Source organism: Nocardia sp. NPDC004260 (assembly GCF_053603155.1).
The window spans coordinates 107,888-132,997 of sequence record NZ_JBSGEZ010000012.1; the positions used below are offsets into that span (position 1 = coordinate 107,888).

At 69.2% G+C, this 25,110-nt stretch carries 20 protein-coding genes; 14 read left to right on the forward strand and 6 right to left on the reverse strand.

The features are described from left to right. The first annotated feature begins 417 nt into the window (after window positions 1–417). Together ACWEO7_RS09925 and ACWEO7_RS09930 are read left to right on the forward strand one after the other, a co-directional pair. Entirely contained in the window at window positions 418–2,640 is a 2,223-nt protein-coding gene (locus ACWEO7_RS09925) for a hypothetical protein (protein ID WP_452422331.1), read from the forward strand. An 83-nt stretch (window positions 2,641–2,723) separates the two neighbouring features. Beyond that, entirely contained in the window at window positions 2,724–4,529 is a 1,806-nt protein-coding gene (locus ACWEO7_RS09930; RefSeq protein WP_452422332.1) for a dynamin family protein, read from the forward strand. An 18-nt stretch (window positions 4,530–4,547) separates the two neighbouring features. Here ACWEO7_RS09930 and ACWEO7_RS09935 read toward each other — a convergent pair whose 3' ends face one another. Beyond that, window positions 4,548–6,530: a glycoside hydrolase family 15 protein gene (locus ACWEO7_RS09935; protein WP_452422334.1), complete on the reverse strand. Its 1,983-nt coding sequence runs from the start codon at window positions 6,528–6,530 to the stop codon at window positions 4,548–4,550. A gap of 110 nt (window positions 6,531–6,640) precedes the next feature. Here ACWEO7_RS09935 and ACWEO7_RS09940 point away from each other — a divergent pair, with 110 nt between their 5' ends. Further along, window positions 6,641–6,919: a hypothetical protein gene (locus ACWEO7_RS09940; RefSeq protein WP_452422336.1), complete on the forward strand. Its 279-nt coding sequence runs from the start codon at window positions 6,641–6,643 to the stop codon at window positions 6,917–6,919. A gap of 80 nt (window positions 6,920–6,999) precedes the next feature. Here ACWEO7_RS09940 and ACWEO7_RS09945 read toward each other — a convergent pair whose 3' ends face one another. Then, window positions 7,000–8,055: a M48 family metallopeptidase gene (locus ACWEO7_RS09945; RefSeq protein WP_452422338.1), complete on the reverse strand. Its 1,056-nt coding sequence runs from the start codon at window positions 8,053–8,055 to the stop codon at window positions 7,000–7,002. 3 nt (window positions 8,056–8,058) lie between these two features. Here ACWEO7_RS09945 and ACWEO7_RS09950 point away from each other — a divergent pair, with 3 nt between their 5' ends. The 8 genes from ACWEO7_RS09950 (at window position 8,059) to ACWEO7_RS09985 (ending at window position 16,708) form a co-directional block, all read left to right on the forward strand. Beyond that, on the forward strand, window positions 8,059–8,214 hold the full coding sequence (locus tag ACWEO7_RS09950; RefSeq protein WP_353963123.1) for an Ms4533A family Cys-rich leader peptide: 156 nt from the start codon (window positions 8,059–8,061) through the stop codon (window positions 8,212–8,214). Between the two features lie 204 nt (window positions 8,215–8,418). Next, on the forward strand, window positions 8,419–9,465 hold the full coding sequence (locus ACWEO7_RS09955) for a sulfate ABC transporter substrate-binding protein (RefSeq protein WP_355072386.1): 1,047 nt from the start codon (window positions 8,419–8,421) through the stop codon (window positions 9,463–9,465). A 96-nt stretch (window positions 9,466–9,561) separates the two neighbouring features. After that, window positions 9,562–10,395 (forward strand): sulfate ABC transporter permease subunit CysT, encoded by an 834-nt coding sequence (gene cysT, locus ACWEO7_RS09960; protein ID WP_450018719.1) that lies wholly within the window; start codon window positions 9,562–9,564, stop codon window positions 10,393–10,395. Between the two features lie 67 nt (window positions 10,396–10,462). Beyond that, window positions 10,463–11,269, forward strand: coding sequence for a sulfate ABC transporter permease subunit CysW (gene cysW, locus ACWEO7_RS09965; RefSeq protein ID WP_450018658.1), 807 nt, complete (start codon window positions 10,463–10,465; stop codon window positions 11,267–11,269). Continuing rightward, complete coding sequence (locus ACWEO7_RS09970) at window positions 11,266–12,261, forward strand: sulfate/molybdate ABC transporter ATP-binding protein (protein ID WP_355072390.1); 996 nt, start codon at window positions 11,266–11,268, stop codon at window positions 12,259–12,261. Before cysW ends, ACWEO7_RS09970 begins: the two co-directional genes overlap by 4 nt. A 578-nt stretch (window positions 12,262–12,839) precedes the next feature. Further along, window positions 12,840–13,946 carry an Hsp70 family protein gene (locus tag ACWEO7_RS09975; RefSeq protein ID WP_452422339.1) on the forward strand — a complete coding sequence of 369 codons (1,107 nt, stop codon included), beginning with the start codon at window positions 12,840–12,842 and terminating at the stop codon, window positions 13,944–13,946. Between the two features lie 153 nt (window positions 13,947–14,099). Next, window positions 14,100–15,116 (forward strand): AurF N-oxygenase family protein, encoded by a 1,017-nt coding sequence (locus tag ACWEO7_RS09980; RefSeq protein WP_452422341.1) that lies wholly within the window; start codon window positions 14,100–14,102, stop codon window positions 15,114–15,116. A gap of 5 nt (window positions 15,117–15,121) precedes the next feature. Further along, a complete protein-coding gene (locus ACWEO7_RS09985) occupies window positions 15,122–16,708 on the forward strand; it encodes an FAD-dependent oxidoreductase (RefSeq protein WP_452422343.1) in 1,587 nt (528 codons plus the stop codon). 61 nt (window positions 16,709–16,769) lie between these two features. Here the strand turns inward: ACWEO7_RS09985 and ACWEO7_RS09990 are convergent, their stop codons facing one another. After that, the gene (locus ACWEO7_RS09990; RefSeq protein ID WP_452422345.1) at window positions 16,770–17,531 is read right to left on the reverse strand and encodes an SDR family NAD(P)-dependent oxidoreductase; all 762 of its coding nucleotides are present in this window, start codon (window positions 17,529–17,531) and stop codon (window positions 16,770–16,772) included. A gap of 537 nt (window positions 17,532–18,068) precedes the next feature. Between ACWEO7_RS09990 and ACWEO7_RS09995 the strand changes: the two genes are divergently transcribed. Both ACWEO7_RS09995 and ACWEO7_RS10000 read left to right on the forward strand, forming a co-directional pair. Next, window positions 18,069–20,210: an Hsp70 family protein gene (locus tag ACWEO7_RS09995; protein WP_452422347.1), complete on the forward strand. Its 2,142-nt coding sequence runs from the start codon at window positions 18,069–18,071 to the stop codon at window positions 20,208–20,210. A gap of 97 nt (window positions 20,211–20,307) precedes the next feature. Beyond that, entirely contained in the window at window positions 20,308–21,102 is a 795-nt protein-coding gene (locus tag ACWEO7_RS10000; RefSeq protein WP_379254709.1) for an HAD hydrolase family protein, read from the forward strand. 96 nt (window positions 21,103–21,198) lie between these two features. On the opposite strand, the gene ACWEO7_RS10005 is transcribed toward ACWEO7_RS10000, so the two are convergent. Next, window positions 21,199–21,609: a VOC family protein gene (locus tag ACWEO7_RS10005; protein WP_450018644.1), complete on the reverse strand. Its 411-nt coding sequence runs from the start codon at window positions 21,607–21,609 to the stop codon at window positions 21,199–21,201. A gap of 99 nt (window positions 21,610–21,708) precedes the next feature. Here ACWEO7_RS10005 and ACWEO7_RS10010 point away from each other — a divergent pair, with 99 nt between their 5' ends. Then, window positions 21,709–22,677, forward strand: coding sequence for a helix-turn-helix transcriptional regulator (locus ACWEO7_RS10010; RefSeq protein WP_452422349.1), 969 nt, complete (start codon window positions 21,709–21,711; stop codon window positions 22,675–22,677). 239 nt (window positions 22,678–22,916) lie between these two features. Here ACWEO7_RS10010 and ACWEO7_RS10015 read toward each other — a convergent pair whose 3' ends face one another. Beyond that, window positions 22,917–23,600 (reverse strand): SGNH/GDSL hydrolase family protein, encoded by a 684-nt coding sequence (locus ACWEO7_RS10015; RefSeq protein ID WP_452422350.1) that lies wholly within the window; start codon window positions 23,598–23,600, stop codon window positions 22,917–22,919. Between the two features lie 8 nt (window positions 23,601–23,608). Beyond that, window positions 23,609–25,021 (reverse strand): MFS transporter, encoded by a 1,413-nt coding sequence (locus ACWEO7_RS10020; RefSeq protein ID WP_452422352.1) that lies wholly within the window; start codon window positions 25,019–25,021, stop codon window positions 23,609–23,611. Between the last annotated feature and the right edge of the window lie 89 nt (window positions 25,022–25,110).

Consider the following 25,110-nt stretch of genomic DNA (forward strand, 5'->3'; position numbering starts at 1 on the left):
CCGAGTGGAAGTCGATATGGGCCGACAGTCGTCCGGTCGATACGTTCGCGTTCCGGCCACCTCGGCGTCCATGCCGCCGAACGGCTGATTCGTCGAATTCCTCGATGAAGAGCAAATCCTCGGCACTCCGTCGGCAACTCTCAGAGTTCCTTTAGTTCTTCCCGCCGCGCACTCGCCACGTTTCGATCAGGCCTGGTGACGGTGTCTATTCGAGACCGTGCGCGGTCGGGGAGCCGCCGGAAATGGGGCTTCCGATCCGGCAATTCGGATGGCAGGGTTGTGTTGCCCGCCACAGTCGCATTCTCTCCAGTCCTGGAGAATGTGACAGGGGAGTATTCCCGAAATACTGTTGGGTGATCTTCACTCTCGGTCGGACCGGCGTGGTGAGGATGCTGAACAACCGAGAGTGGAGCTTTTATGACGCGTGATCTGCCCTTCGACGGCGACACCGAAGAGGCCGACCGCGCGGGCGACACCGCCTACCGTGTGGCCACCGGCGTCGCGAGGGTCGCGCGGGCGGGCGCCTATGTCACCGGCGGCGCGCTGGTGGCCGCCAACGGCGGCGGCGTCCCCGCACAGCCCGGCGAATCCCGTCTCGACAGCTGGCACACCGGCTGGGCGCACAGCACCGATCCCGATCCCGACCAGCCGAGCCCGGTGATCACCTTCCCGGACCCGGTCGTCGAGCCCGCGCCGTTCTCGCATGGCTCGAATGTCCCGGTGGCGCACGGAAACCCGACGCCAGGACCGGGGAATCCCGCGCCCGGGTTCACCCTGCCCGGCGCCGGCCCCGCCGGATCGCTGCCAACGCTCCCCGGCGAGTACAGCGGCACCGACGCGGGCATGCCGCTGCCGACGTTGCCCGGCGAGTCCGGCGCGCAGGGGATGCAGCTGCCGACGCTGTCCGGCGAGTCGGGCGGCCACGGGATGCAGCTGCCCGGACACTCCGGAGGCGGCGTACCCGGGCTCGGCGGGATCCCCGGCATGGACGGGGATGCCGGGAGCGGACTGTCCATCCCGGGGACCGACGGTCACGTGTCCAACGGTTTGTCGCTGCCCGGCGTCCGGTCCGACGCGGCGAACGATCTCGACGAGCCCGGCGGGCACGGGTTCGGCCTGCCCGGCCACGGACTCGGCCAAGCCGGGCACGGCTTCGGCCTGCCCGGCGCGAACGGCTTCACCGCGCCCGGCTCCACCGTCTTCGACCTGCCCGGCAACAGCGGCGCCGGTGCGGCGCATGCGGCGGGCGATCCGTTCGACGGCGTCGGTCAGGGCGGCGATCTCGGGATGTTCGTCGGCACCCAGTGGTCGGTCGACTTCGGGATCGGCCCGAACGGGATCTACTTCACCTCCGAGATGAAGGTCGACGCCGCGGTCGGGCACGTCGGCGATCAGCTCGACGAATTCACCGACTATCTGGCCGACGGCATCCATTTGCCGGACGGCACCGACAGCGCGGCCGCCCAGCCGAACGCGTTGAGCCAAGGCCCTTCCGGACTGCTCGGTGGGCTCACGTCATCGGGCGCGTCCGCCACGCAGTCGTCGGCGGCCTCCGGCGTCGCGCAGTCCGCGTCGGCGGCCGGTGCGCCGACGGCATCGAGCGTCGCGCAGCCGCTGGCGGCCTCGGCGTCGGTCGCACCCGTGAGCGCGGTCGCGCCGGTCGCCTCGGTGGCCCCTGCCGCCACGGCGCCCGCGCCCGCACCCGCGGCGGTCGCCGCCGCACCGGTCGTCGCGGCCACCCCGCTGCAGACCACGATCCAGCCCGACGCCGCGTCGACCCCGATCGCGAATGTGTTCGCCGCCCCGGACGGCCCATCCGTGCTGACCGCTCCCGCGGCGACCGTCCCCGCGCTGTTCGACGCGATACGACCGGCGCCCGTGGTGAAACCGGCCCCCGGGACCGATCCGCATCCGTCCCACCCGACCCAGTCGCCCGCGTCGACCGTCACCGCGCCGACGACGATCGTCAAGACCACGCCGACGCCGAGCGTTCCCGGCGACGTGACCGTCCCGTCCGCGCCGAAGACGCCGGATCACGACGTCACGAAGCTCCCGGGCGCCACGACAGTGCCGCACGGGGGCATCACCACCGCTCCGGACGTGCCGACCACCAAGGTCCCTGGCGCGACGGTCACCCAGACCCCGGCGCCCACGCATGCGCCGACCACCCCGGGTGACGACGCGACCTCGCCGGGTGGCGTCACGGGTCGCCCGAGCACCGGTGGCACCTACCCGACCAACGACGTGCCGACCCACGAACTGCCCACCCGCGACGTACCGACGGTGAGCAGGCCTTCGCAGCCGACGTACGAGGCGCCGGACCAGCCGACCTACAGCGCCCCCGCACAGGCGCCCACCGTCGAGCCGCACGCCCCGTCCGCGCCGACCTACACCGCCCCCGTACCCACCCAGGCGCCGATCAAGCCGCAGGTGATCGACCCGAAGCCGCACGGCATCTCGGCGCCGCTGGCGCTCGACCACCCGGCCGACACCGCCTACCCCGTCGCCGACTACACCTTCGACCACTCCGCACTGGCGCTGTCCTCGGGTGGCAGCCTCTCGGGTGCGTTGCTGCCGGAGTCGGGCATAGTGGAAACGCACCACTACGTGTCCGATGTGTCGGACATCTCCCTGATCTAGCAGGGCCGTAGCGGGTTCCGACGACTGCGGAGTGGGTCGCAGGGGGCGCCGGAACGAAAGTCACCGAGAAGTAAGGAGGAGGGTTGTCTGCCGCTGCCGGGCTGAAGGCTGCGACCGTGAAACATCCGGACGCGATGGCCCCGCTCATTCGGATACTCGACGAGCTGCGGGAGACGGCCCGATCCGCGGGACGCGACGACCTCGGCAGCCGACTGAGCATGGTTCGTGCCAGGGTGAGCGATCCCCGGGTACGGCTCGTGGTCGTCGGTCGTCCGAAGAACGGCATGAGCACGCTGGTCAACAGCCTGGTCGGTGCCTCGGTCAGCGCCACGAACAGCGATCTGAGCGTCCCGGTGATCGTCGAGTACGGGCCGGAGCCGACCGCGACGCTGGTGCGGCAGGCCGAGCACGGGCGTACCGAACGTCAGTCGGTCGACCCGCTCGATCCCGGTCCCGCGCTGGCCACCCAGGGCGTCGTCCGTGCCGAGTTCACCCAGCCCAGCCCGCTGCTCGCCGACGGTGTCGTGGTGATGGACGCGCCGGGCGCGCTGGGCGACAACCGCACCACCTGGTCGATGATCGCCGCGGCCGACGCCGTGCTCTACGTCGGCGACGCGGGCACCGAGCTGACCGTGGAGCAGATCGCCGAGTTGCAGCGCATCCAGCAGATCTGCCCGACCGTGATCTGCGTGCTGAACAAGATCGACGTGTTCCCGCACTGGTCGCGCACCCAGCAGCGCAACCGGGAACTGCTGGACTCGGCGGGACTCGGCTTCGCGGTGGCCCCGGTCTCCGCGGAACTGCACCGGCAGGCCGGGTTGACCGGTGACTACCAGCGCGACATCGAATCCGGCGTGCCGCAGCTGATCGATCATCTGCGCGACTACGTGGTCGCCCGTGCGGACGCGGTGGCGCTGGAAGCCGCGGTCGGGGACATCCGCCTGGTCTGCGATCACCTCGCGCTGACCCTGCGCACCGAAGCCGAGGCGCTGCGCGACCCGCGACGCCGCGCCGAGATCACCGACCAGCTCGCCCGCGCGCGCGACGAGGCCGATCAGCTGCGCCAGCGCACCGCGAACTGGCAGGTCACGCTGGTCGACGGCGCGACCGAGTTGATGGCCGACATCGAGCACGACCTGCGTCACCGGCTGCGCAGCCTGATCCGCGACGCCGAGGCCGAGATCGCCCAGACCGATCCGGCGCGCCGCTGGAAGGATTTCGCCGCCGATCTGGACGCGCGCATCTGCGAGGCGGTCGAGGAGAACTTCGCCGTGGCGCACTACCGCTCGATGGAGTTGTCCGAGCAGGTGGCCGCCAAGTTCCCGGCCGACAACCGGACCCCACCGCTGCCGGACCTGCGCTTGGCCAACCCCGGTGAGGTGCTCGAGGCGGTGCAGCCGCTGGAGCCCCTCGAGAGCGCGAAAGCCGGGGTCACCCAGCAATTCCTGACCGGTCTGCGCGGTTCCTACGGCGGCATCCTGATGGTCGGTCTGGCCACCAGCCTCCTGGGCATGTCGCTGGTGAACTGGTACTCGGCGGGTGCGGGCGTGCTGCTGGGCGTGAACGCGCTATGGGACGACCGCAAGAGCCGCAAGGTGCGCCGCCGGGCCGAGGCCAAGGTAGCGGTGGCCCGCCTGATGGACGACGTGATCTTCCAGGTCGGCAAGGAGTCGCGTAACCGCTTGCGCGCCGTACAGCGAGTGCTGCGCGACCACTTCACCGACATCGCGACCGAGGTTTCGCGCGCCGCGGACGACGCGCTGCGCTCGGCCGAGGAGAACTACGGGAAGTACGGCGACCGCAGGCCGGAGCGGATCGCCGACCTCGAGGCGCGGCTCGGCAAACTGCACGCGCTGCGCGAGGAGGCCGACGGACTGGTTCCCGCCTAGACCGTTTCCCGGCGTGGGTCAGACCGGATGGCCCTGCGGGGTGTGCGCGGGCTGGAAGCGGCCCGCGTGCCGGGAGCTCTCGGCGCGGATGACGTGGGTCACGGCGTTGATCAGCGCGAGGTGGGTGAACGCCTGAGGGAAGTTACCGAGGTGGCGGCCACTGCGCGGATCGATCTCCTCGGCGTACAACCGCAGGGGGCTGGCGAAGCCGAGCAGTCGTTCGCACAGGTGCCGCGCCCGCTCGGTCTCCCCGATCTCGACCAGCGCGGAGACCAGCCAGAACGAGCAGATGGTGAACGCTCCTTCCGTGCCGCTCAGGCCGTCGTCAGTCGTCTCGGTCCGGTACCGCAGTACCAAGCCGTTCTCGGTGAGCCGGTCGGCGATGGCAAGCACGGTCGCGCGCACGCGGTCGTCCTCGGGCGGCAGAAAGCGGGTGAGCACCACCAGCAGCAGCGAGGCGTCCAGCGTGTCGCCGCCGTAGACCTGGGTGAACACGCCTTCTGAGGTGACGCCGTTGGCCAGGACGTCGGCCTTGATCTCTTCCGCGATCGTGTACCACTCTTCGGCGTGCTCGTACTGACCGTGCAGTTCGGCGAGTTTCGCGCCGCGATCCAGCGCCACCCAGCACATCACCTTGGACGAGGTGAAGTGCTGCGGCTCGCCGCGCACCTCCCAAATGCCCCGGTCGGGCTCCTTCCAGTGCTCGATGGCGGCGTGCACCTGGCGGACCAGCAGCGGCCACAGCGTCTCCGGCACCTGCTGGCGTGACTTCACGTGCAGGTACACGGCGTCGAGCATGGTGCCCCAGATGTCGTGCTGGTCCTGCTTGTAGGCATTGTTGCCGATGCGAACCGGACGGGACTGGTCGTAGCCGCCCAAATGGTCGAGGATGACCTCGTCGAGCTGCCGCTCGCCCCCGATGCCGTAGAGCACCTGCAGCGGAACGGGCTCGCCGTCCTCGCCGGTCGTCGCGTCGTTGAGGAATGCGAAGAAATCGTTGGCCTCCCGGTCCAGGCCGAGCGTGTACAGACCCCACAGCGCGAAGCTGGCGTCCCGCACCCAGGTGTAGCGGTAATCCCAATTGCGTTCTCCGCCGGGAGTTTCCGGCAGTGATGTGGTGGCGGCGGCGATCAGGGCGCCGGTCGGCGCGTAGGTGAGGCCCTTGAGGGTGAGCGCACTGCGCTGCAAGTAGTTGCGCCACGGGTGATCGGGGAACTTGCCGAGCGTGATCCACTGGCGCCAGCATTCGCTGGTCTGCCACATCTTGTCGGCGGCCTCGTCGAAGGTGCGCGGCGCGGGCAGTTCCGACCAGGTGAGCGCGACGAAGACCTCGTCGCCCTCTTTCATCCTGGTGCGGGCGCGCGCCTCGCGCCCCTCGAGTCCGAGACGCAGATCGGTGGTGAGCACCAGGCTCGGCCCGGCGCTGGGCTCGTCGCAGCGCACCGCGGTCGCCTCCTCGTACACCTTGCCGGTGTACTCCCACCGGGCGCTCGCCCGGTGGTAGTCGAACGCGGGTTCGCAGCTCATCTCCAGCTCCACGGTGCCGTTCACGCATTTCACCGTGCGCAGCAGCAGATGCTCGGCATCCCAGTCCATCGGGGTGCGCCGGTGGGTCTTGCTGCGCTGATCGTTGTTGTGCCAGCGGCCGAGCACCAGTGCGTCGCGCACGATCAGCCAGCCGGTGCCGGTCTGCCAGGTGGTCTCCAGGATCATCCCGCCGGGCAGGTAGCGGCGGGCGGCGGGCACGTTGACCCCGTACGGCCCGACCCGGAAGTGCCCCGCGCTGCGGTCGAGGATCGCCCCGAAGATGCTCGGCGAATCCGGTCGCGGCACACACATCCATTCCACCGCGCCGTTGCTGGCGACCAGGCAACTCGTCTCGCAGTCGGACAGGAAGGCGTAGTCATCGATCGGCGGGTATGCGCCGCGGCGGTGGGTTTCGGCCAAGTTCGTCGGCAGGCCGTCGGGGTCGTTGAGGGTGAGGTCATCGGAGGACGCCATACCCCATCTTCGGGCCGATGTACGCCCGTCGTCCACCACTCGATTCCTCCGTCCGCCGATGTGGCCGACGGCCTCGTGGAACCGGCCGGCGTACCGACTAGGCTGAAGCCGTGCATCGCATCGCAGGTTGGTGGGACGGCTTCGAGCTGTGGGTGGCGGGACTGCCGTTCATCCCGCAGTTCCTCGTCGTGCTCGTGGGCATGGTCCCGATCAGCTTCGCCATCGCCTACGGACTCGATCGCGTGCTGCGTGCTGTGCTGCGCATCCTGGATCGCCGCTACGGCGCCCATCCCGCACCGCCGCGCCCCGCCCCGGCCGGTGCGGCTGCGGTGCTCGAACCCGGGCAGGCCGCCGCCGATCGCACTCCCGTGCAGAGCGGGGCGCGCTGATGCCTCGTTCGCGGGTTCAGCTCGCCCTCATCGCTCTGCTCGTGCTGATCGTCGTCGCCTGGTTGATCACCCGCTGACGGTCAGTTCCCGCCGCCGCGCCAGTCGCCGAACCGCTTGCCGAGCTTCGCGACGGTGTCGCCGACCTCGTGGGCGACCGTGCTCGCCGCCGCGCCGACATCCCGGCCCAGCGTGCGCACCGTACGGATGAGCGGATCGTCGGACTGGTCGAAGTTCGTGCGGTAGGTGCGGGCGGCGGCCTTCATCTCGTCGGTGATCCGGGTGGCGCGATCCTGGTCACGGCGCGGATAGTCGCCCGAGAGCACGCGGTCGTAGTCGCCACTCTGGATCCAGCGGCGCAGTTCGGCCGCGCGCAGCACGGAGAACGGGTGGCTCTGCAACTCCAGGTTGAGCAGCTTCAGCACGCCGTCGCGCAGATCGCCGGACCGTTCGTAGTCGTCGGCCTGGGCCAGGAACGCCCCGTGATTCATCTCCTTCATCAAGGCGCCCCCGGCCGTCTTCATGTGCACGCGTACCGAAGCGTCGACATCCTGGCCGCACAGCAGCCCGGCCCGGTCGCCGGACAGCTCGGACTTGCGGCTCCACTCCATCAGGGCCGCGACAATGCCGCGCAGAGCCCAGCCACCGACCGGCAACCAACCGACGCTCGCCGAGACCCGTAGCAGGTGCATGAGCATCGTGCGGTACACCGCGTGGCCGGACAGCGCGTGCCCGAGTTCGTGGCCCACCACGAAACGCAGCTCCTCGGTGTCCATCAGTTCGAGCAACCCGGTGGTCAGCACGATGAACGGGCGGTCCATGCCGATGGTGAAGGCATTCACCTGTGGGCTCTGCAACACGAACAGCTCCGGCGTTGTGGGGGCGTCCAGGATCCGCACGCAGTCCTCGCGCAGGTGGTGCAGGGTGCGGAACTGCCGCTCGTCCACCCGTACCGCAGTGGCCAGATACAACAGCCGGTGCTGGCGTTCCTGCAGCAACCCCGACAGTGTGCGCAGCACCACGTCGAACCCTGCCAGTGACCGCAGGGTAACCAGGGCGGTGCGGTCGGCCGGGTGCTCCCACGTGCGGGTGCTGATGCCGGGGAAGGTCGTGCGGACGCGATCCGGACTGGTGGTCATAGGATGAAACCCCCCTCTTCCTGGGCTCTTCGATTCGAACTCCGCCTTGTGCTCTGCTACAGTCTGCCCGTGTCTTCGAGCGCAGTCCCGCAGGTCCGCCATGAATTGGCGTTGATTGCTGTCGGTGACCTCGCGGTCGCGGACGTCTACTGTCGCTGATCGCGACCGGGCACATCCGCGTCTCGTTTGTCAGCAGACCGGCGCGCTTCTTGCAGATGTGCTTTTGCTTCGACGGCCCGTTGTGGGCCGGTAGTCGCGCCGCTGCCGTATCGCTCGATCGGCGGGTCTGCTGAATCGATAAGTTTGTCGCCGCCACCGATGTGTTACCGGAGAACTGGCGGTCTGCACGAAAGGTCCACCCCGATGGCTCGCAAATCCTGGCTTTCGCCGCGCCGACGCTACAGCGCCGTTGCCCTAGCCGCCCTAGCGGCGGTCGCGCTGACCGCCTGCGGCGGCGGAGCCAGCGACACGGTCGGGGCGGGCGCTTCCGACGGCAGCGGCGGCACCCTGAACCTCTACGCCTACGCCGTGCCGAAGCCCGGTTTCGACAAGGTGATCCCCGAGTTCAACAAGACCGAGCAGGGCAAGAACGTCCAGATCCAGCAGTCCTACGGCGCCTCCGGCGACCAGTCCCGCAAGGTGAAGGACGGCGCCGAGGCCGACGTCGTGAACTTCTCGGTCGAGCCGGACATCACCCGCCTCGTCGACGCGGGCCTGGTGGACGCGAGCTGGAACGCCGACGCCACCAAGGGCATCCCGTTCGGCTCGGTGGTCGCGATCGTCGTGCGCAAGGGCAACCCGAAGGGCATCAAGGACTGGGACGACCTGCTGAAGCCGGGCGTCGAGGTGGTCACCCCGAACCCGTTCAGCTCCGGTTCGGCCAAGTGGAACCTGCTCGCGCCGTACGCGGCCAAGAGCGACGGCGGCAAGAACCCGCAGGCGGGCCTGGACTACCTGAGCAAGCTGGTCTCCAAGGAGCACGTGAAGGTGCAGCCGAAGTCCGGCCGCGAGGCGACCGAGACGTTCCTGCAGGGCACCGGTGACGTTCTGCTGAGCTACGAGAACGAGGCGATCTTCTCCGAGCGCAACGGCGATCAGATCGAGCACTTCGTCCCGCCGGTCACGTTCAAGATCGAGAACCCGGTCGCGGTGCTGAAGAACAGCAAGAACCAGCAGAAGGCCGTCGCCTTCCGCGACTTCCTGTTCACCACCGCGGGCCAGAAGGCCTGGGCCGCCGCCGGGTTCCGCCCGGTTGATCCGAAGGTCGCCGCCGACTACGCCAAGGACTTCCCGACCCCGCAGAAGCTGTGGACGATCGCCGACCTCGGCGGCTGGAAGACCGTGGACAAGGAATTGTTCACCCCGAACACGGGTTCGGTAGCGGTGATCTATGACAACGCCACCAAGTGACCGGGTGACCCCCGTTACACGGGATACTGGACGATCGTGACTACGAGCAGTAACGCCGGGACCGCGCAGGCAGCTGGTCCCGGCGTCTCCGAACCCGTGCGTCCCGATCGCCGCCGGAACTGGTCGTGGCTGCGCGTGACCGGCTCGGTGGGTCCGCTCGGCATCGCCACCGCGGTGCTCTGGCTGAGCATCATCGTGCTGCTGCCACTGGCGGCGCTCACCGTGACCAGCTTCGAGGACGGGTGGTCCGGTTTCTGGGAGGCCGTCACCGCGCCCGCCGCGCTGGACTCGCTGCGCATCACCGTGCTGGTCTCGGTGGTGGTGGCGGTGGTCAACGTGGTCATGGGCACGCTGATCGCCTGGGTGCTGGTCCGTGACCGGTTTCCCGGCAAGGGCGTGGTCAACGCGCTGATCGACTTGCCGTTCGCGCTGCCGACCATCGTCGCCAGTATCGTGCTGCTCTCGCTGTACGGTCCGCAGAGTCCGATCGACATCCACCTGAACGCCACCCAGCCTGGCCTGGTGGTCGCGCTGGCGTTTGTCACGCTGCCGTTCGTGGTGCGTTCGGTGCAGCCGGTGCTGATCGAGGCCGACCGCGAGGTGGAACAGGCGGCGCTCTCGCTGGGCGCGAACAACTGGACCACCTTCCGCAGGATCGTGCTGCCCGCGCTGGCTCCCGCCATCATCAGCGGCGGCGGACTGGCCTTCGCCCGCGCGATCGGCGAGTACGGCTCGGTGGTGCTGATCGGCGGCGCGATTCCGCGCAAGACCGAGATGGCCTCCCAGTACATCCAGAAGCAGATCGAGATCGATCGGCCGGTGAACGCGGCGGCCGTGTCGGTCGCGCTGCTGGCCATCTCGTTCGCGACGCTGCTGGTTCTGCGGCTGCTCGCCGAACGCAGCGCGCGCAAGGAGCAGGCGAGCCGATGACAAACGATCGCGCAGCGCTCCCCGTGTCGCCGGGGTGCGGGCATTCCCCTGGGACGGAGCAGGGTAGATGAAACTGCATCCGCTGACCCGCATCTCGTTGCGGACGGTGGCGCTCGGCTACTTGTTCGTACTGCTGGTGCTGCCGCTGATCATCATCCTGTGGCGCACCTTCGAGCGGGGGATCGGCTCGTTCGTCGACTCGATCACCACGCCCGCGGCCATCTCGGCTTTCCAGCTATCCCTCCTGATCGTCGCGATCACCGTCCCGGTGAACGTGGTCTTCGGCATCGTGACGGCGCTCGCGCTGGTGCGTGGAAAGTTCCCGGGCCGCAACCTGGTTCAGGGCATCGTGGACTTGCCGTTCGCGGTCTCGCCCGTGGTGGTCGGCGTCTCGCTGATCCTGCTCTGGGGGGCGGGCGGCTGGTTCGGCGGTCTGGAAGACCTGGGCTTCAAGGTCATCTTCAACCTACCGGGCATGGTGATCGCCACCATCTTCGTGACGCTGCCGTTCGTGGTGCGCGAGGTCGAGCCGGTGCTGCACGAGATCGGCGACGACCAGGAGCAGGCCGCGGCCACCCTGGGCGCGTCCAAGTGGCAGACCTTCTGGCGGATCACGCTTCCCGCGATCCGGTGGGGCCTGACCTACGGCGTGGTGCTCACCGTGGCCCGCGCACTCGGCGAGTTCGGCGCCGTGATCATGGTGTCCTCCGCGCTGCCGGGCAAGTCGCAGACGCTGACGTTGCTCGTGCACGGCCGGTACATCAACGACCACAACACCTTCGGCGCGTACTCCGCCGCCACCTTGCTGATGGGCATCGCCCTCGTCACCCTTCTGCTGATGACCCTCCTCGAACGTAAGCGGGGCACAAAGTGATCACCGTGACCAACGCGAACAAGAACTACGGCACGTTCGCCGCCCTCGACGACGTCAGTCTGGACATCCCCTCGGGCGAGCTCACCGCGCTGCTCGGCCCGTCGGGTTCGGGCAAGTCGACGCTGCTGCGCTCGATCGCCGGACTGGAGTCGCTGGACACCGGCGTGGTCAGCATCGCGGGGCGCGACGTCACCCGGGTGCCGCCGCAGAAGCGCGACATCGGCTTCGTCTTCCAGCACTACGCGGCGTTCAAGCACATGACCGTGCGCGACAACGTGGCGTTCGGCCTGAAGATCCGCAAGCGCCCGAAGCACGAGATCAGCAAGCGCGTCGACGAATTGCTCGGCATCGTGGGACTGGACGGCTTCCAGCACCGCTACCCGGCCCAGCTGTCGGGTGGCCAGCGCCAGCGTATGGCGCTGGCCCGCGCGCTCGCCGTCGATCCGCAGGTGCTGCTGCTGGACGAGCCGTTCGGCGCGCTGGACGCCAAGGTCCGCGCCGACCTGCGGACCTGGCTGCGCAGGCTGCACGAGGAGGTCCACGTGACCACCGTGCTGGTCACCCACGACCAGGAGGAGGCGCTCGACGTCGCCGACCGGATCGCGGTGATGAACAAGGGCCGCATCGAGCAGATCGGCACCCCCGAGGACGTGTACGACCGGCCGGCCAACGAGTTCGTCATGTCGTTCCTCGGTGCGGTGGCCCGGCTCAACGGACATCTGGTGCGGCCACACGACATTCGCGTCGGCCGGGATCCCGGCATGGCGCTCGCCGAGCACGAGGGCACCGCCGATTCCGCGGGCGTCACCAGGGCGACGGTCGAGCGGGTGGTGCACCTCGGCTTCGAGGTGCGCGTGGAACTGCGCAATGCCGCGACCGGCGACCTGTTCGCCGCGCAGGTCACCCGCGGTGACGCCGAGGCGCTGCGACTGTCGGACGGCGAGACGGTCTACGTCCGCGCAACTCGGATCCCGGAACTGCCCGCGCACTAAGGGATTTCGGGAACCGGTCGCATACCCGTCGACATAGGGAGTGTGGCGCTGAAAAGTTGCCGCACTCCCATACATTGCCGCGTCCACTGCTATCCGGCCGTGTTGCGAAATGGTTGCCGAAGCAGACGGCGAGGTGTGCGCTAGGCGGCGGTCGTAGCGGCGCCGGGCCGGACCCGGCATGCGATGCGAATATCGACGACTGTCGCCGGTCCGGCGCCCCGCCCATTCGGCTAATTGTCGGCACGGATCCGTCAAGGGGAGTCTCCCCTTGTGGAGTGCTGTCGCTCGGCGCCGTGCGCGCGAGCACCCGAATCCGGCAAACATCCACCGGGCACGATCTATCCCCGCGTGTCGCAATGAAATCCGACTGGACGGCATGTGTAGCGCTGGTTGGCCTGGTGAGGGCGTCGTAGCCCGTGGATTCGGATGCGGCGAGGCACAGGCGGCTTGCGGACAATCGGTTGTCCGGACTTGGCACGAAGATCGCGGAGTGGTTGCCTAAACGGCGTTCGAAGCAAATCGGCACGGCGATCGGGTGGATTGCGATGGCGGTTGGTCTCGGGTTGAGCATCGGTACGGTGAACACGGTTTCCGTTCTCGCGGAGGAAGGTTCGGCCAAGGCTCCGCCGGGGCGACGCAAAACGCAGCGGGCGCAGACCATCACGCGCCGCACCACGCTGACCTTCGACAGCACCGGCGTGGCCAGGGTGGGCATGATTCCCCGGCACGGCCGCGCGGTCACCGAATTCGCCGATCTCACGCAGCGTTCCAGCACGTGGGCGCGGGTGGCCAACCGCGCGCTCGCCCCGGCGGACCTCGTCGCCACGGTGGCGAAGTGCCTGATCGACGAGGTGCGGCAGGACCATCCCGGCTGCGCAAGCGGGCTCGGCATCGCGATGGCCTATCCGGCCCGCTATGCCGACGAGCAGGTGGACGCGTTGCGCGCGGCGCTGGACGGCGTGGAACTCACGCAGGTGGCGCTGGTGGCCGAACCCGTCGCGGCGGCGGCCTGGCTGGAGGCCGACCGTGGTCCGCTCATGCCGGGTCTCGCCCTCGTCTACGACCTCGGCGGTGCCGGGCTCGACGTCACGTTGGTCCGGGTGGGTGCGGGATGTCCGCGCAATCCGATCGTCGGGGTCTCGCTGCGTTCCACCGAGTTCGGCGGACGCGCGTTCGGGGCGTTGATCGCCGAGCAAGCCGGGCCGGGCCCGCACTCGTCTTCGGTCGCCGAGTCGGTCGCCGACACGATCGCGGGCGAACTGCGGGTCAAGCATGTCCGGGAGTCGCTGGAACTCGTCTACCGCTGTTTGCGGGTCGCGGACGTCACCATGGCCGACGTCGACCGTGTGCTGGTGGTCGGCGGGGCGGCGCGACCGGCGGAGGTGGCCGAGGTCTTGGCGGCGGAATTGGCCAGGCCGGTGATCGTCGCCGCCGATCCCGGGCGGACCACCGCCGACGGCGCCGCGATCCTCGGACGGAGGGCGGCGGCCGTGGCCGAGGCGGCGGCCGAACTGCGCCGGGTCAGGCGCAGGCGCGTCCGTCGTCGTGCCGCCACGCGGGCCCTGATGCTGTCGCGCCGGACCAGGCGCCGACTGGGCCGGGTGGCCGTCGTCACGAGTATGTCGGCGGTCTTCGGTTTCGGGACCTCGATCCTGGCGGTCGGTGACGGGGTGCTGGTGAGTTAGGCCCCGGCACGGGCCGCGATGAACAGGGGCCGTCCGGCGGTGCGCGTGATGAGGGCGCGCATCGCCGGACGGCCCTAGCAACTGCTGGGTTGACGTGACTCTCCGTTGGTGTAACTATGGGATACAGTTAAACGGTTCCATCGAGGAGAGGCAGTGACGACGATGTCCGCAGCCGTGACACCAGCCGTCGATCCCGATCTGGAGAAGGCGCAGGAGTACGCCGCGAAGCTGCTGCTGCTCTCCGAGGGATCGGTCAACAAGCACTTCGATCCCTTCGAGGACATCGACTGGGACAACCCCGACTTCGCCGCCGACGCCGGCGAGGAGCGCTGGATTCTGCCCGTGTCCGCCGACACGGTGGCGCGCCACCCCTGGTATCAGGCGCTGTCGACCGAGCAGAAGATCGCGGTCGGCAAGTACCGGCAGGCGAACATCGCCAAGGTCGGCCTGCAGTTCGAGTCGATCCTGATCAGCGGCATGGTCATCCACAACTTCGGCCTGCCCAACGGCTCGCCGGAGTTCCGGTACTGCTCCCACGAGATGATCGAGGAGCACAACCACACCCTGATGTTCCAGGAGATGGTCAACCGGATCGGCTTGGACGTGCCCGGCATGGGCCCGCTGGTCAGCAAGTTCAAGTACCTGGGCGCGCCCGTGGCGGCCTGGTTCCCGAACCTGTTCTTCATGGCGGTGCTGGCCGGTGAGGAGCCGATCGACCACATCCAGAAGCAGATCTTGCGCTCGGGCGAAGAGGTGCACCCGATCATGCGCGGCGTGATGGCCATTCACGTCGCCGAAGAGGCGCGGCACATCTCCTTCGCGCACGAGTTCCTGAAGAACCATGTGCCGGAAGCGAAGCCGGTGCAGAAGTTCATCCTCTCGCTGGCCATGCCGATCGTCATGCGGATCCTCGGCCGCTCGATCGTGACGCCGCCGCGGTCGTTCTTCGCCGAGTTCGACATCCCGGAGAAGGTTCGCAAGGAGTTGTTCTACGGCTCGCCGGAGGCCAAGCAGGTCTTCAGCGACTACTTCTGCGACGTGCGCGCCCTGGCCAAGGACATCGGGTTGATGAACCCGGTCGCCAAGGCGGTCTGGAAGGCGCTCGGCATCGACGGTCCCAGCACCCGGTACCGGTCGGAACCGCTGCGCGCCGCGAACAAGGTCGCCTGAGTCGCATGCCGTACGTCGTCACCCAATCCTGTTGCAGCGACGCGTCCTGCGTGTACGCCTGCCCGGTCAACTGCATCCATCCCACGCCCGACGAACCGGACTTCCGGACGGCGGAGATGCTGTACGTCGACCCGCAGGCGTGCGTGGACTGCGGCGCCTGCGCCACCGCGTGCCCGGTCGACGCCATCGTGTCATCGAAGAAGCTGACCGCTGAGCAGAAGCCGTTCATCGAGATCAACGCCGATTTCTACCGGCAGGCGCGACCGCGCCCCCTGCTGGCGCGACCGGTGCCCGCGGCACGGATCCACACCGAGCGCACGCCGCTGCGCGTGGCGATCGTGGGGTCGGGACCTTCGGCGATGTACGCCGCCGACGAACTGCTGACCCAGCCCGAGGTGTCGGTGACGGTGTTCGACCGATTGCCGGTGCCCTACGGGCTGGCCAGGCACGGCGTCGCACCGGACCACGACAAGACCCGCAAGGTCGGCGAGCTGTTCGACGTCATCGCGGCGCAGCCGGGGTTCCGTTCGTACTTGAATGTGGATGTGGGCGCCCACGTTTCGCATGCCGAGCTGCTCGAGCACTTCCACGCCGTGATCTACGCCGTCGGCGCGTCGTCGGATCGCAAGCTCGGCATCCCGGGTGAGGGCTTGGCGGGCAATGTCTCGGCCACCGACTTCGTCGCCTGGTACAACGGTCATCCCGACCACGCCGACCGTGCCTTCGACCTGTCCGGCCGGCGTGCCGTGATCGTCGGCAACGGCAATGTCGCGCTCGACGTCGCGCGCGTCCTCACCAGCGACCCAGCGACGCTGACCGGCACCGACATCGCGCCCTACGCATTGCGGGCGTTGCGCGAGAGCAAGGTCGAGGAGGTGGTCGTGCTCGGTCGGCGCGGTCCGCTCGAATCCGCTTTCACGGTGCCGGAATTCGTCGGCTTGCTCGGATGCGACGTGGACATCGTGATCGAGGGTGAGCTGCCCGAGCTCGGCGCGGAACTGCCGTTCCATGTCGAACAGAAGCTGCGGCTGCTGCACAGCGTGCGCACCCGGCCGGTGGGGCAGCGCAAGCGCATCGTGTTCCGCTATCTGGCCGCGCCCACCGAGATCCTCGGCACCGATCGGGTGACCGGTCTCGAAATCGGCCGCACCGAGTTGGTCACCGATCCGGACGGCCGCATCAGCGCCGTCGCGACCGGGCAGACCGATCGGCTCGACGCGGGCCTGGTGCTCACCTCGGTCGGCTACCGCGGCGTGGCGGTGCCGGGCCTGCCGTTCGACGAGCGGGCCGCGGTGATCCCGAACCAGGACGGCCGGGTGCTGGAGCGCCCGGGCGGCGCCGTGGTGACCGGCACCTACGTGACCGGCTGGATCAAGCGCGGGCCCACCGGCTTCATCGGGACCAACAAGTCCTGCGCGCAGGAAACGGTGCGGCAGCTGGCCGCCGACTTCAACGCGGGCCGCCTGCCCGAACCCACCGGCAGCGCGGCGGAACTCGATCGGCTGGTGCGGCTGCGGCAGCCCGCGGTCCGGGCCGGGGAAGCGGTGGAAGCTCGCACCGGCCGGGTCCGCCGCTTGCTGGCGCGCGCCTGACGAACCCCGCCTCGGGATACCCCGGCCGCGCCGGTATCCCGAGGCGGTCCCACGTCCAGAGTCACCGTGCGGTGAAGCCGCCATCGATGGCGAGTGCCGCACCCGTGACGAAACTGGCTTCACCGCTGAGCAAGTAGGCGCAGAACGAGGCGATCTCCTCCGGCGCCGCGATGCGGCCCAGCGGGTGCAGCGCCGCGATGGCAGCCACTCCTTCGGGCGTCGCGCCCATCGAATTACGGAACGCCGGGGTGTCGACCGCCCCGGATACCAGTGCGTTCACTCGCACTCCCTGATCGGCGGCTTCGAGCGCCACCGCACGCGTCAAGCCGACCACTCCGTGTTTGGCGGCCACGTATGGCGCCACCGAGCCCATGCCCACCACACCCAGATTCGACGCGTTGTTCAGGATCGCGCCGCCGCCGGAGGCCGCAAGCGCGGGAACCTGATGCCGCAGGCCGTAGAACGCGCTGGTGAGGTTGAGCTCGAGATCGGCGCGCCAATCCGCCTCGTCGATCTCCGCGACCGGGCCGAAGGCGTGCACCGCGCCCGCGTTGTTGAACGCGGCGTCCAGGCGGCCGAATTCGGATACCGCGGCGTCGGTCAACCGGGCCACGTCCTGTTCCGCCGTGACATCGGTCGGCACGAACAGCGCGCGCCCACCGGCCGCGCGGATGTCGGCGGCCACCTGCTCACCCGCGTCCTTGCCGCGTGCGCCGAGCACGACCGCGGCGCCTTCGCCCGCGACCCGCAGCGCGACCGCCTTGCCCACGCCCGAGGTCGCGCCGGTGATCAAGACGACCTGCTCCGCGAACCGTGTTGCCATCGTTCGATTCCTCTCCACTCTCGCGATCGCACCTCCGTGGTGTGACCCGATGTCGAGTCAAGCCGGACGCGAAGGAGTGCGCTGGCGATAATTGGACATCTAGTTGATGTGTCAATTGACTGCCCATACCGCAGTGGCGTGCCGAGATGTATGGATGTGGCAAGGATTTGGTTACCCACCGGCAAACGTCCGTCGAGCGGTGTGCTTTCAAGGGGGCAAACCGGCGGACGGTCGGATTTTCTCGTCATATCTAGATCGCTGTGTGGTAGCGGAAAGGCTGTATGCTCAGCGTGATTGGTGATGTCGAGCGGACTGGACGTGAGTGTGGACTCGCACCTACCTGGCAATTCGGACGATTATTGCTATCGGTAGAACATTCCGTATCAATTGCGCATCCACGTCGACGTGAAACAGCTAACCTGTGGTGGCTGTTTGGAAGACGACCGCGGCCACAGGGGAACGCCATGTGATGGACGTGGTCACGGTGCGTTGACGGGATAGCGAATGACTACAGGTCTGGGTTTCAGCATCGGTGCAGTGAATTCCGTGACGGCTTCGGTCAGCGCGGATCGGCCACGACCGGCGGTGCGGTCTCGCCGCACCGCGGTGACCTTCGACAGCGCGGGTGGGCTGCGCCTCGGCGGGATTGCGCAATTCAGCATGGCGGTCACGGATTTCGCCGATCTGAGCCGTGATCCGGAGGCCGTGATCGTCGGCGGCCGCATCTGGTCGCCGGCCAATCTCGTCGCCGCGGTGGTCAACGAGCTCAGGGCGGTCGAGCCGGACGCGTCCGAGGCGGGCGTCGTGACCACCTACCCGGCGGTGTATTCCGACAAGCAGGTCGCGTTGTTGCGCCAGGCGCTGGACCTATCCGGGGCGAGCGACGTGCTGCTGGTGCCCGAGCCCGTCGCGGCGGCGGAATGGCTGGAGCACGAGCACGGCCCGCTGGATACCGATTTCGTCTTGATCTACGACCTCGGCGGCACCAGCCTCGATGTGAGCATCGTGCGCGTCGGGCCGGACTGGGACAACCATCCGATGATCGGGAAGCCCATACGTTCCCACGATTTCGGCGGCAGGCCGCTGGGGTCGATGATCGCGCGGTACGCCCCGGACGTCGCGCGCGCCGGACTGTCGATGACATCGATCGTCGACATCGACGGACTGCGTACCGCGCATGTGCAGGATTCGCTCCAATTGGTCCGCGACTGTGTGCGGGAAGCGGGCATAACGCTCTCCGATATCGGTCGTGTGCTGCTGGTGGGAGGGGCGTCGCGGCCTGCGGAGGTAGCGCGCACGCTCGCCGAACTCGGTCGCCCCGTGCTGATTTCGGCCGATCCAGGGCAGACGATCGCCGCCGGAGCCGCGCTGATGGCGGCGCGCACCATGGCGCTCGGCGCGTCGGACCGCCGCGCCGCCGCGCCTCGCGTGGCGGTGTTCTCCAGTGCCGCGGTGGTCTCCGCGGTGGCCATGTCGGCCGTAACCGTCTTCGGCGGATCCATGGTTCCCGAGCTCGCGCCGATGCTCGAGCATCTTCCCGAAATCAGTTTCCCGACCGATGGTCTGCTGGTCGACGTCGGAAGCGAGCACCTCGCCGACGCCTGGTCCCGGATGGCCGTGCCCGCCGCATGGAACTCGGGCCGGGCGCTGCCCTCGCTGCTATCGCAGCCGACTTCCGCGTACACCCGATTCATCACACCGGTTCCGCGCAGCACCGGTTACGGTCCGTCGGTGGCCGAGTCCAGGATCGGCTCGCACCGGGATCCGCGAAACTGCTGCGCCCCTGGGGGCCTGCGCCAACGGGGATATGGCGATCCCGCCTATTTCGTGAATCCATTGCCGTTCGCTCCGGTGGTTCGTCCTGTCCCCGGAGACATCGTGCAGCCGCCCGTTCCCGGACAGGCTCCTGGTCTGCCGCTGCCGGGGCAGGCACCCGGGTCCGATCTGCCCGGACAGCCGCCCGCGCCGGGGCAGGTATCCGCTCCCGGGTCGGGCGCGCCGGGCTCCACCGGTCCGGCATCGCAGAACGGCTCGAAGCCTGCGGAGCCCGGTGGGACGGCACCGGGGAGTTCTGCGGGCAGTCCGTCGACCGGAAGGTCCGACTCACCGGGCGGCAGCAGTACGGCAACGGGCGAGCACGGCGAACCCTCCGCATCGAATTCGTCCTCTTCCGGAACAGCGAGCCCCGGGAGTTCCTCGTCCGGGGGGACCCACGGAACATCCACCTCGTCCGGCGGAAGCGCGTCGAGCGGTGGCTCGACAAACGATTCCACCGCGCACGAATCCTCCGATGACTCGCCGGGCGGGTCGGCCGGTGGATCGTCGTGGGGAGGGTCGCCCGGGCACTCCACGACGCACGGATCGTCTTCGGCTGGGCCGGCTGGTAACTCGTCGTCGGACGGGCAGGCCGGTAATCCGTCGACCCATGGCTCGTCCTCCGGCGGCTCGGCTGACACTTCGTCGGCCCACGGCTCGGGGGCGTCGGCCGGTAATTCATCGAGCGGGCGTCCGGGCGGCGCGTCGTCGGCGGGCGGCCACTCGGGTGGGAACCCCTCGGGCGCTTCGTCGTTCGGCGGCTCGCCGGGCCGATCCGGCTCGATCGGTGGGTCGGCAGGCGGGTCGTCCAGAGGAGGCGCCGGAGGTGCGGGCGGTGTCGGCGGCGGAGGGCGCGGTCGATAGCGGCCCAGCCCCGGACGGCGAATTCCCCGGTGGCGGTGCGGGTCTGGTCGCGCCGGATTCGACGGCGGGTGCGGCGGCCGCGAGGCACAATGGGTTGATGGCATCCGGGGGTCCCCAGCTGATCGCGCTAGACGTAGACGGGACGCTGCTGGATACGGGAACACCGATCAGTGCGCGGGTGGTCGCGGCGGTGCGCGCGGCCGTGGCGGCGGGTGCGCATGTCGTGATCACCACGGGACGCACGCTGCTGACCACACGTCCGGTGCTCACCGAACTCGGTCTGCGCGACGGACATGCCCTCTGCTCGAACGGCGCCGTGCAGATCGACGTGGCCAGGGGCGAACCGGTGGCGATCCAGGCGTTCGACCCGGCGCCCGCGATCACCGCGCTGCGCGCGCTGTTTCCCGCGATGATCTTCGCCGTGGAGAAGGTCGGCATCGGCACCTGGGCCACCGGAGCGAGTCCCGGCGAATTCTCCCTCGGCGAGTACCTGCTCGTCGACCATCACGCGTTGAGCAGCGAACCGACCCCGCGACTGAACGGCTGGCTGCCGGATGGTTCGCTGGAGGAGATGTTGCTGGCGCTGCGCTCCTTGCGGGTGCCCGGCGCGAGTTGGGTGCACGGCGAGTTCGGGCCGTGGCTCACCGTCTGCCGTCAGGGCGTGTCGAAGGGTTGGGCGCTGGAACAGCTCCGCATCGCCCTCGGTGTCCCGGACGAAGCGACGCTGGCCATCGGCGACGGCTACAACGATCGGGAAATGCTGCGCTGGGCGGCGCACTCGGTCGCGATGGCGAACGCGCCCACGGACGTTCGCGATCTCGCGGACGAAGTGACCGGCCACGTCCTCGACGACGGCGTCGCCACCGTCCTGGAGCGCTGGTTCCGTCCCTGATCTTCCGACCGGGTCCGCTTCGAGCGGGACGCGCCCGGAGTGGGCGGCGTGGTGTCCGTCGAGAGAATACGGGCAGCACGCCGCCGTACTGCTGCATTACGCGGGACCGGTCTTGGCGAGTATCTCGAGGTAGTGCGGGTTGGACATGAGGCCGAGGACGTTGCCGAACGGGTCCACGACGGCCGCGGTGACGAAGCCCTCGCCGTTGCCGCGCGGGGTGATGGGGTCGTAGACGGTCGCGCCGAGTTCCAGCAGCCGGTCGAACGTCGCTCGCACGTCGTCGACGTGCCAGTTCACGATCGCGCCGCCGGGGGCGTTGCGCGCTCCGGCGGGCGCGTAGGCGCGGTTCACGATGCCGAATTCGTGCTGGTAGTCGCCGATGCGGAACTCGTAGTAGCCGTTGGGCACCTGGTAGTAGGGCTCGGCGCCGAAGAACCGCGCGTACCAGTCCTTGGCGGCCTCGAGGTCGTCGGCGTAGAAGGTGCTCGTCGCCATTCCGCGCAGCATGGTGGTTCTCCTTCGAATCGTTCTCATCCGTACTCGTAGATCCATCATGCGGGTAAAAGTGTGCACCGAATGAGCACTTTTGACGGCAGAATTGTGCGTATGCGAGCGGACCGATTGGTGGCGATTCTGCTGATGATGCAGACCCGAGGGCGGGTGACGGCCGCGCAGGTCGCGGCGGAGCTCGAGACCTCGGTCGCCACCGCGCGCCGGGATCTCGAGGCGCTGTCGGCCGCAGGGGTGCCGGTGTATCCGCAGCCGGGGCGTGGCGGCGGCTGGTCGCTGGTTGGCGGTGCGCGTACGGATCTGACCGGGCTGACGGCGGGCGAGGCGCGGGCGCTGTTCCTCTTGGCGGGTCCCTCCGCGGGTGCGGTGCCGGAAGCCAAGTCGGCGCTGCGCAAGCTGGTGCGCGCGCTGCCGCAGACCTTTCGCGGCGAGGCGGAGGCGGCGGCCGATGCGGTGGTGATCGATCCCGCGCGCTGGGGTGCGACCGATCGCGAGCTGCCCCCGCTGGTGTCGCTGCTGCAAAGCGCTGTCGTGCAGCGGGAAAAAGTCCTGCTGCGCTATGCGAACCGGACCGGGAAGCGGTCCGAGCGTCTCGTCGATCCCTGGGGTCTCGCCGACAAGGACGGTGTCTGGTACCTGATCGCCGGAACCGAGCGGGGCCAGCGAACTTTTCGCGTCGATCGGATCTCCGAGGCGTCTCGCACCGGTGAACCGGCCCACCGCCCAGCGGATTTCGATCTCGCCGGCGCCTGGGAACAGGTGGTCGAGGAGGTGGAGCAGCGGCGCGCGACCCTCGCCGCCACCGTGTTGATCTCCGAGCGCCTGTTGCCGATCCTGCACGACCAGCAGGGGCGGAACTGCGTTGTGGACGGTCCGGTTGCCGACGGCCGCATCCAGGTTCGCATCACCGCTCCCACTGCCTGGATGCTGGCCCAGCAGCTGGCGGGCTGGGGTGCCTCGATCGAGGTTCTCGATCCGCCCGAGGTCCGCGCCGAACTGGCCCGCCTCGGCGCCGAACTGGTCGAACGATACGGATCGGACGGCTGGTCCGGCGCGGCACCATGACACTGCCCGGAGCGGATCGCCGGCATCGAATGCGGGTTGCTCGGGCGTCGCCAAGGCCGCCGTTGCAGCGGTCGGTCGCTGCACGCGAGGGCCTCGTCCTCGAATACCGCCGTGGTCTGTAACGGAGCAACGGCCTCGTCCGCCTCGGTCGGACGGGGCCGCAGCGAATCGCACTCGGTTGCCGCCTTTCTGGACCGGTGGAGGCACTCGACGGCCGGGTGCCTCCACCACGTGTCCGATCAGCGCGACACGGGAACGTGTCCGGCCAGCGCGCGCACCATGTCCGAGGCGAGTACGGCGTGGCCGCTCATGCTGAAGTGGATGAGGTCGGCGCTCATCAGGTCGGGCCGCAAGCGCAGCGGGTGGTCCCAGAGTTCCAGCAGGAGCGCGTCGTAGCGGGCGGCCAGTTCGCGGACCAGGTCGTTGAGCGCGGCCATCCGGTCGCGCATCGGACGCATCGGCGCCATACGCTCGATTTCCCAGACGTCGGCGAGGGTGAAGGTCACGATCTGCGCTCCGGTGCGGGCCAGCGTTCCGAACAGCGTGTCCAGGTTGGTCCGCAGTTCGGCGAGGTCGCCGCCCGGCAGGAACAGGTCGTTGCCGCCGCAGCTGAGATGCACGAGATCGGGCCGGAATTCGAGCACGGAGGGCAACTGCTCGGCGATGACCTGGGCGGAGGTGGCGCCGATCCGGCCGGTGTTCAGGTAAGCCAGATCCGGGCGAACCGAAGTGAGCACGGCCGCGACGCGGTCGGCCCAGCCCACGAGTTCGTAGCCCGGGCTCGGATCGCCGACGCCCTGCGCGATGGAGTCGCCGAGCACCGCGTAGCGCTGCCAGGGGGTGTCGGCGAGCAGACGCCGCTGTTCCGCGGGCGGCAGCAGCAGCGGATCGTTCTCTTCGGTACGAATATCGTTGTCGCTCACACTTATTCCTAGTTGTCGACGGAGAAGGACGGAGTGCGGGCCGGTAGCGCCGCCAGGCAAGCGGCCACGGCGGCGATGCCCGCGCATACGGCGAAGACGATGTGGAACGCGCCGAGTGGATCGTCGGGACGTGCCGCGAACACGGCGGCGAGCACGGCCACGCCGAGCGCCCCGCCCACTTGCCGCGCCGTCAGATTCATGCCGGTGCCCGCGGCGAACTGCTGGGGCGGAAGCGCACTGGCCGCCGCGGTGCCCAGTACCGTGACGACGAAACCGATGCCGCCACCGCCGAGCACCCCGGCCGGAATCCACGCCGACCACAGGGCCGGAGTGGCGCCGAAGGCATCCGTGCTCATCCACACGGTGCACGCCACGAACATCAGCGCGCCGAGCACGCCGAGCCACCGCCTGGCCGTCGCCGAGCCGATCCGGCCCGCGACGGTCGCCGTCACCATCGACGCGACCGCTCCGATGGTCATGGCCCCTGCGGAGCCGAGCACCGAGTAGTCCCAGATCGCATCCAGGAACAGCGGTCCCGACAGCAGCCAGGCGAACATGGCCGCGCCGAAGACGAACGAGGTGGCGTTGGCCAGCGCATACGACTTGCTGCGCCACAGGTCAACGGCGATCGCGGGTTCGTGATGGCGCGCCGAACGGATGAGGGCGGCCACGACCAGCAGTCCGCCGCCGATCAGCGCGGTCAGTGTCCCGGCCGAGGTCCACCCCCAGCGCTGCCCTTCGGTGACGCCAGCGACCAGCCCGCCCAGCCCTAGCGCCACCGCGAGGGTGCCGAGCGGATCCGGCAGCGCACCGCCGGATCGACGGTCGTCCGAGGCTGGAACGCGCGCCGCCGCCACGATGAGCAGCAGGGCCACCGGAACGTTGATGACGAAAACCGCCCGCCAGTCGAATCCTTCGACCAGCGCGCCACCGAGTGCGGGACCGACGACCGCGGCGAACCCGCCCGCGGCCGACCAGGCTCCGATGGCCGCGCCGATCTTCTCCCGCGGCGTGGCGGCGAGCACCAAGCCGAGAGCGGACGGCACCATCAGCGCCGCGGCGCCGCCTTGCAGCACCCGGCCCGCGATGAGCCAGCCCGCTGTCGGGGCGAGCCCGCACAGCAGGGAGGTGAGGGCGAAGCCGGCCAGCGCGCCGAGGAACAGCCTGCGGCGGCCGAGCGCGTCGGCGAGACGTCCGGCCGGGGTGAGCAACGCGGCGAAAGCGACCGCGTAGCCGCTGACGACCCAGGTCAGCGTGGCGGTCGCCGTGCCGGGGTAGTCCCGGGCGATCGACGGGAAGGCGATATTGACGACGGAGAGATCGAGAAAGGCGATGAAGGCGGCGCCGCAGGCGATCAGCAAGGTGCGCGTGGCCGCGGTCGCGGTCGGTGGGCTGTCGAGCCGCACGGACGCGTCGGTCACTAGGGCACCATCCTTTGCGCGGATCTTGTTACGGGGTTCGTGGAAGGGACTCGGGGGGAGCCGGGGTGACGGCCTGGGTCGGTCGCTCG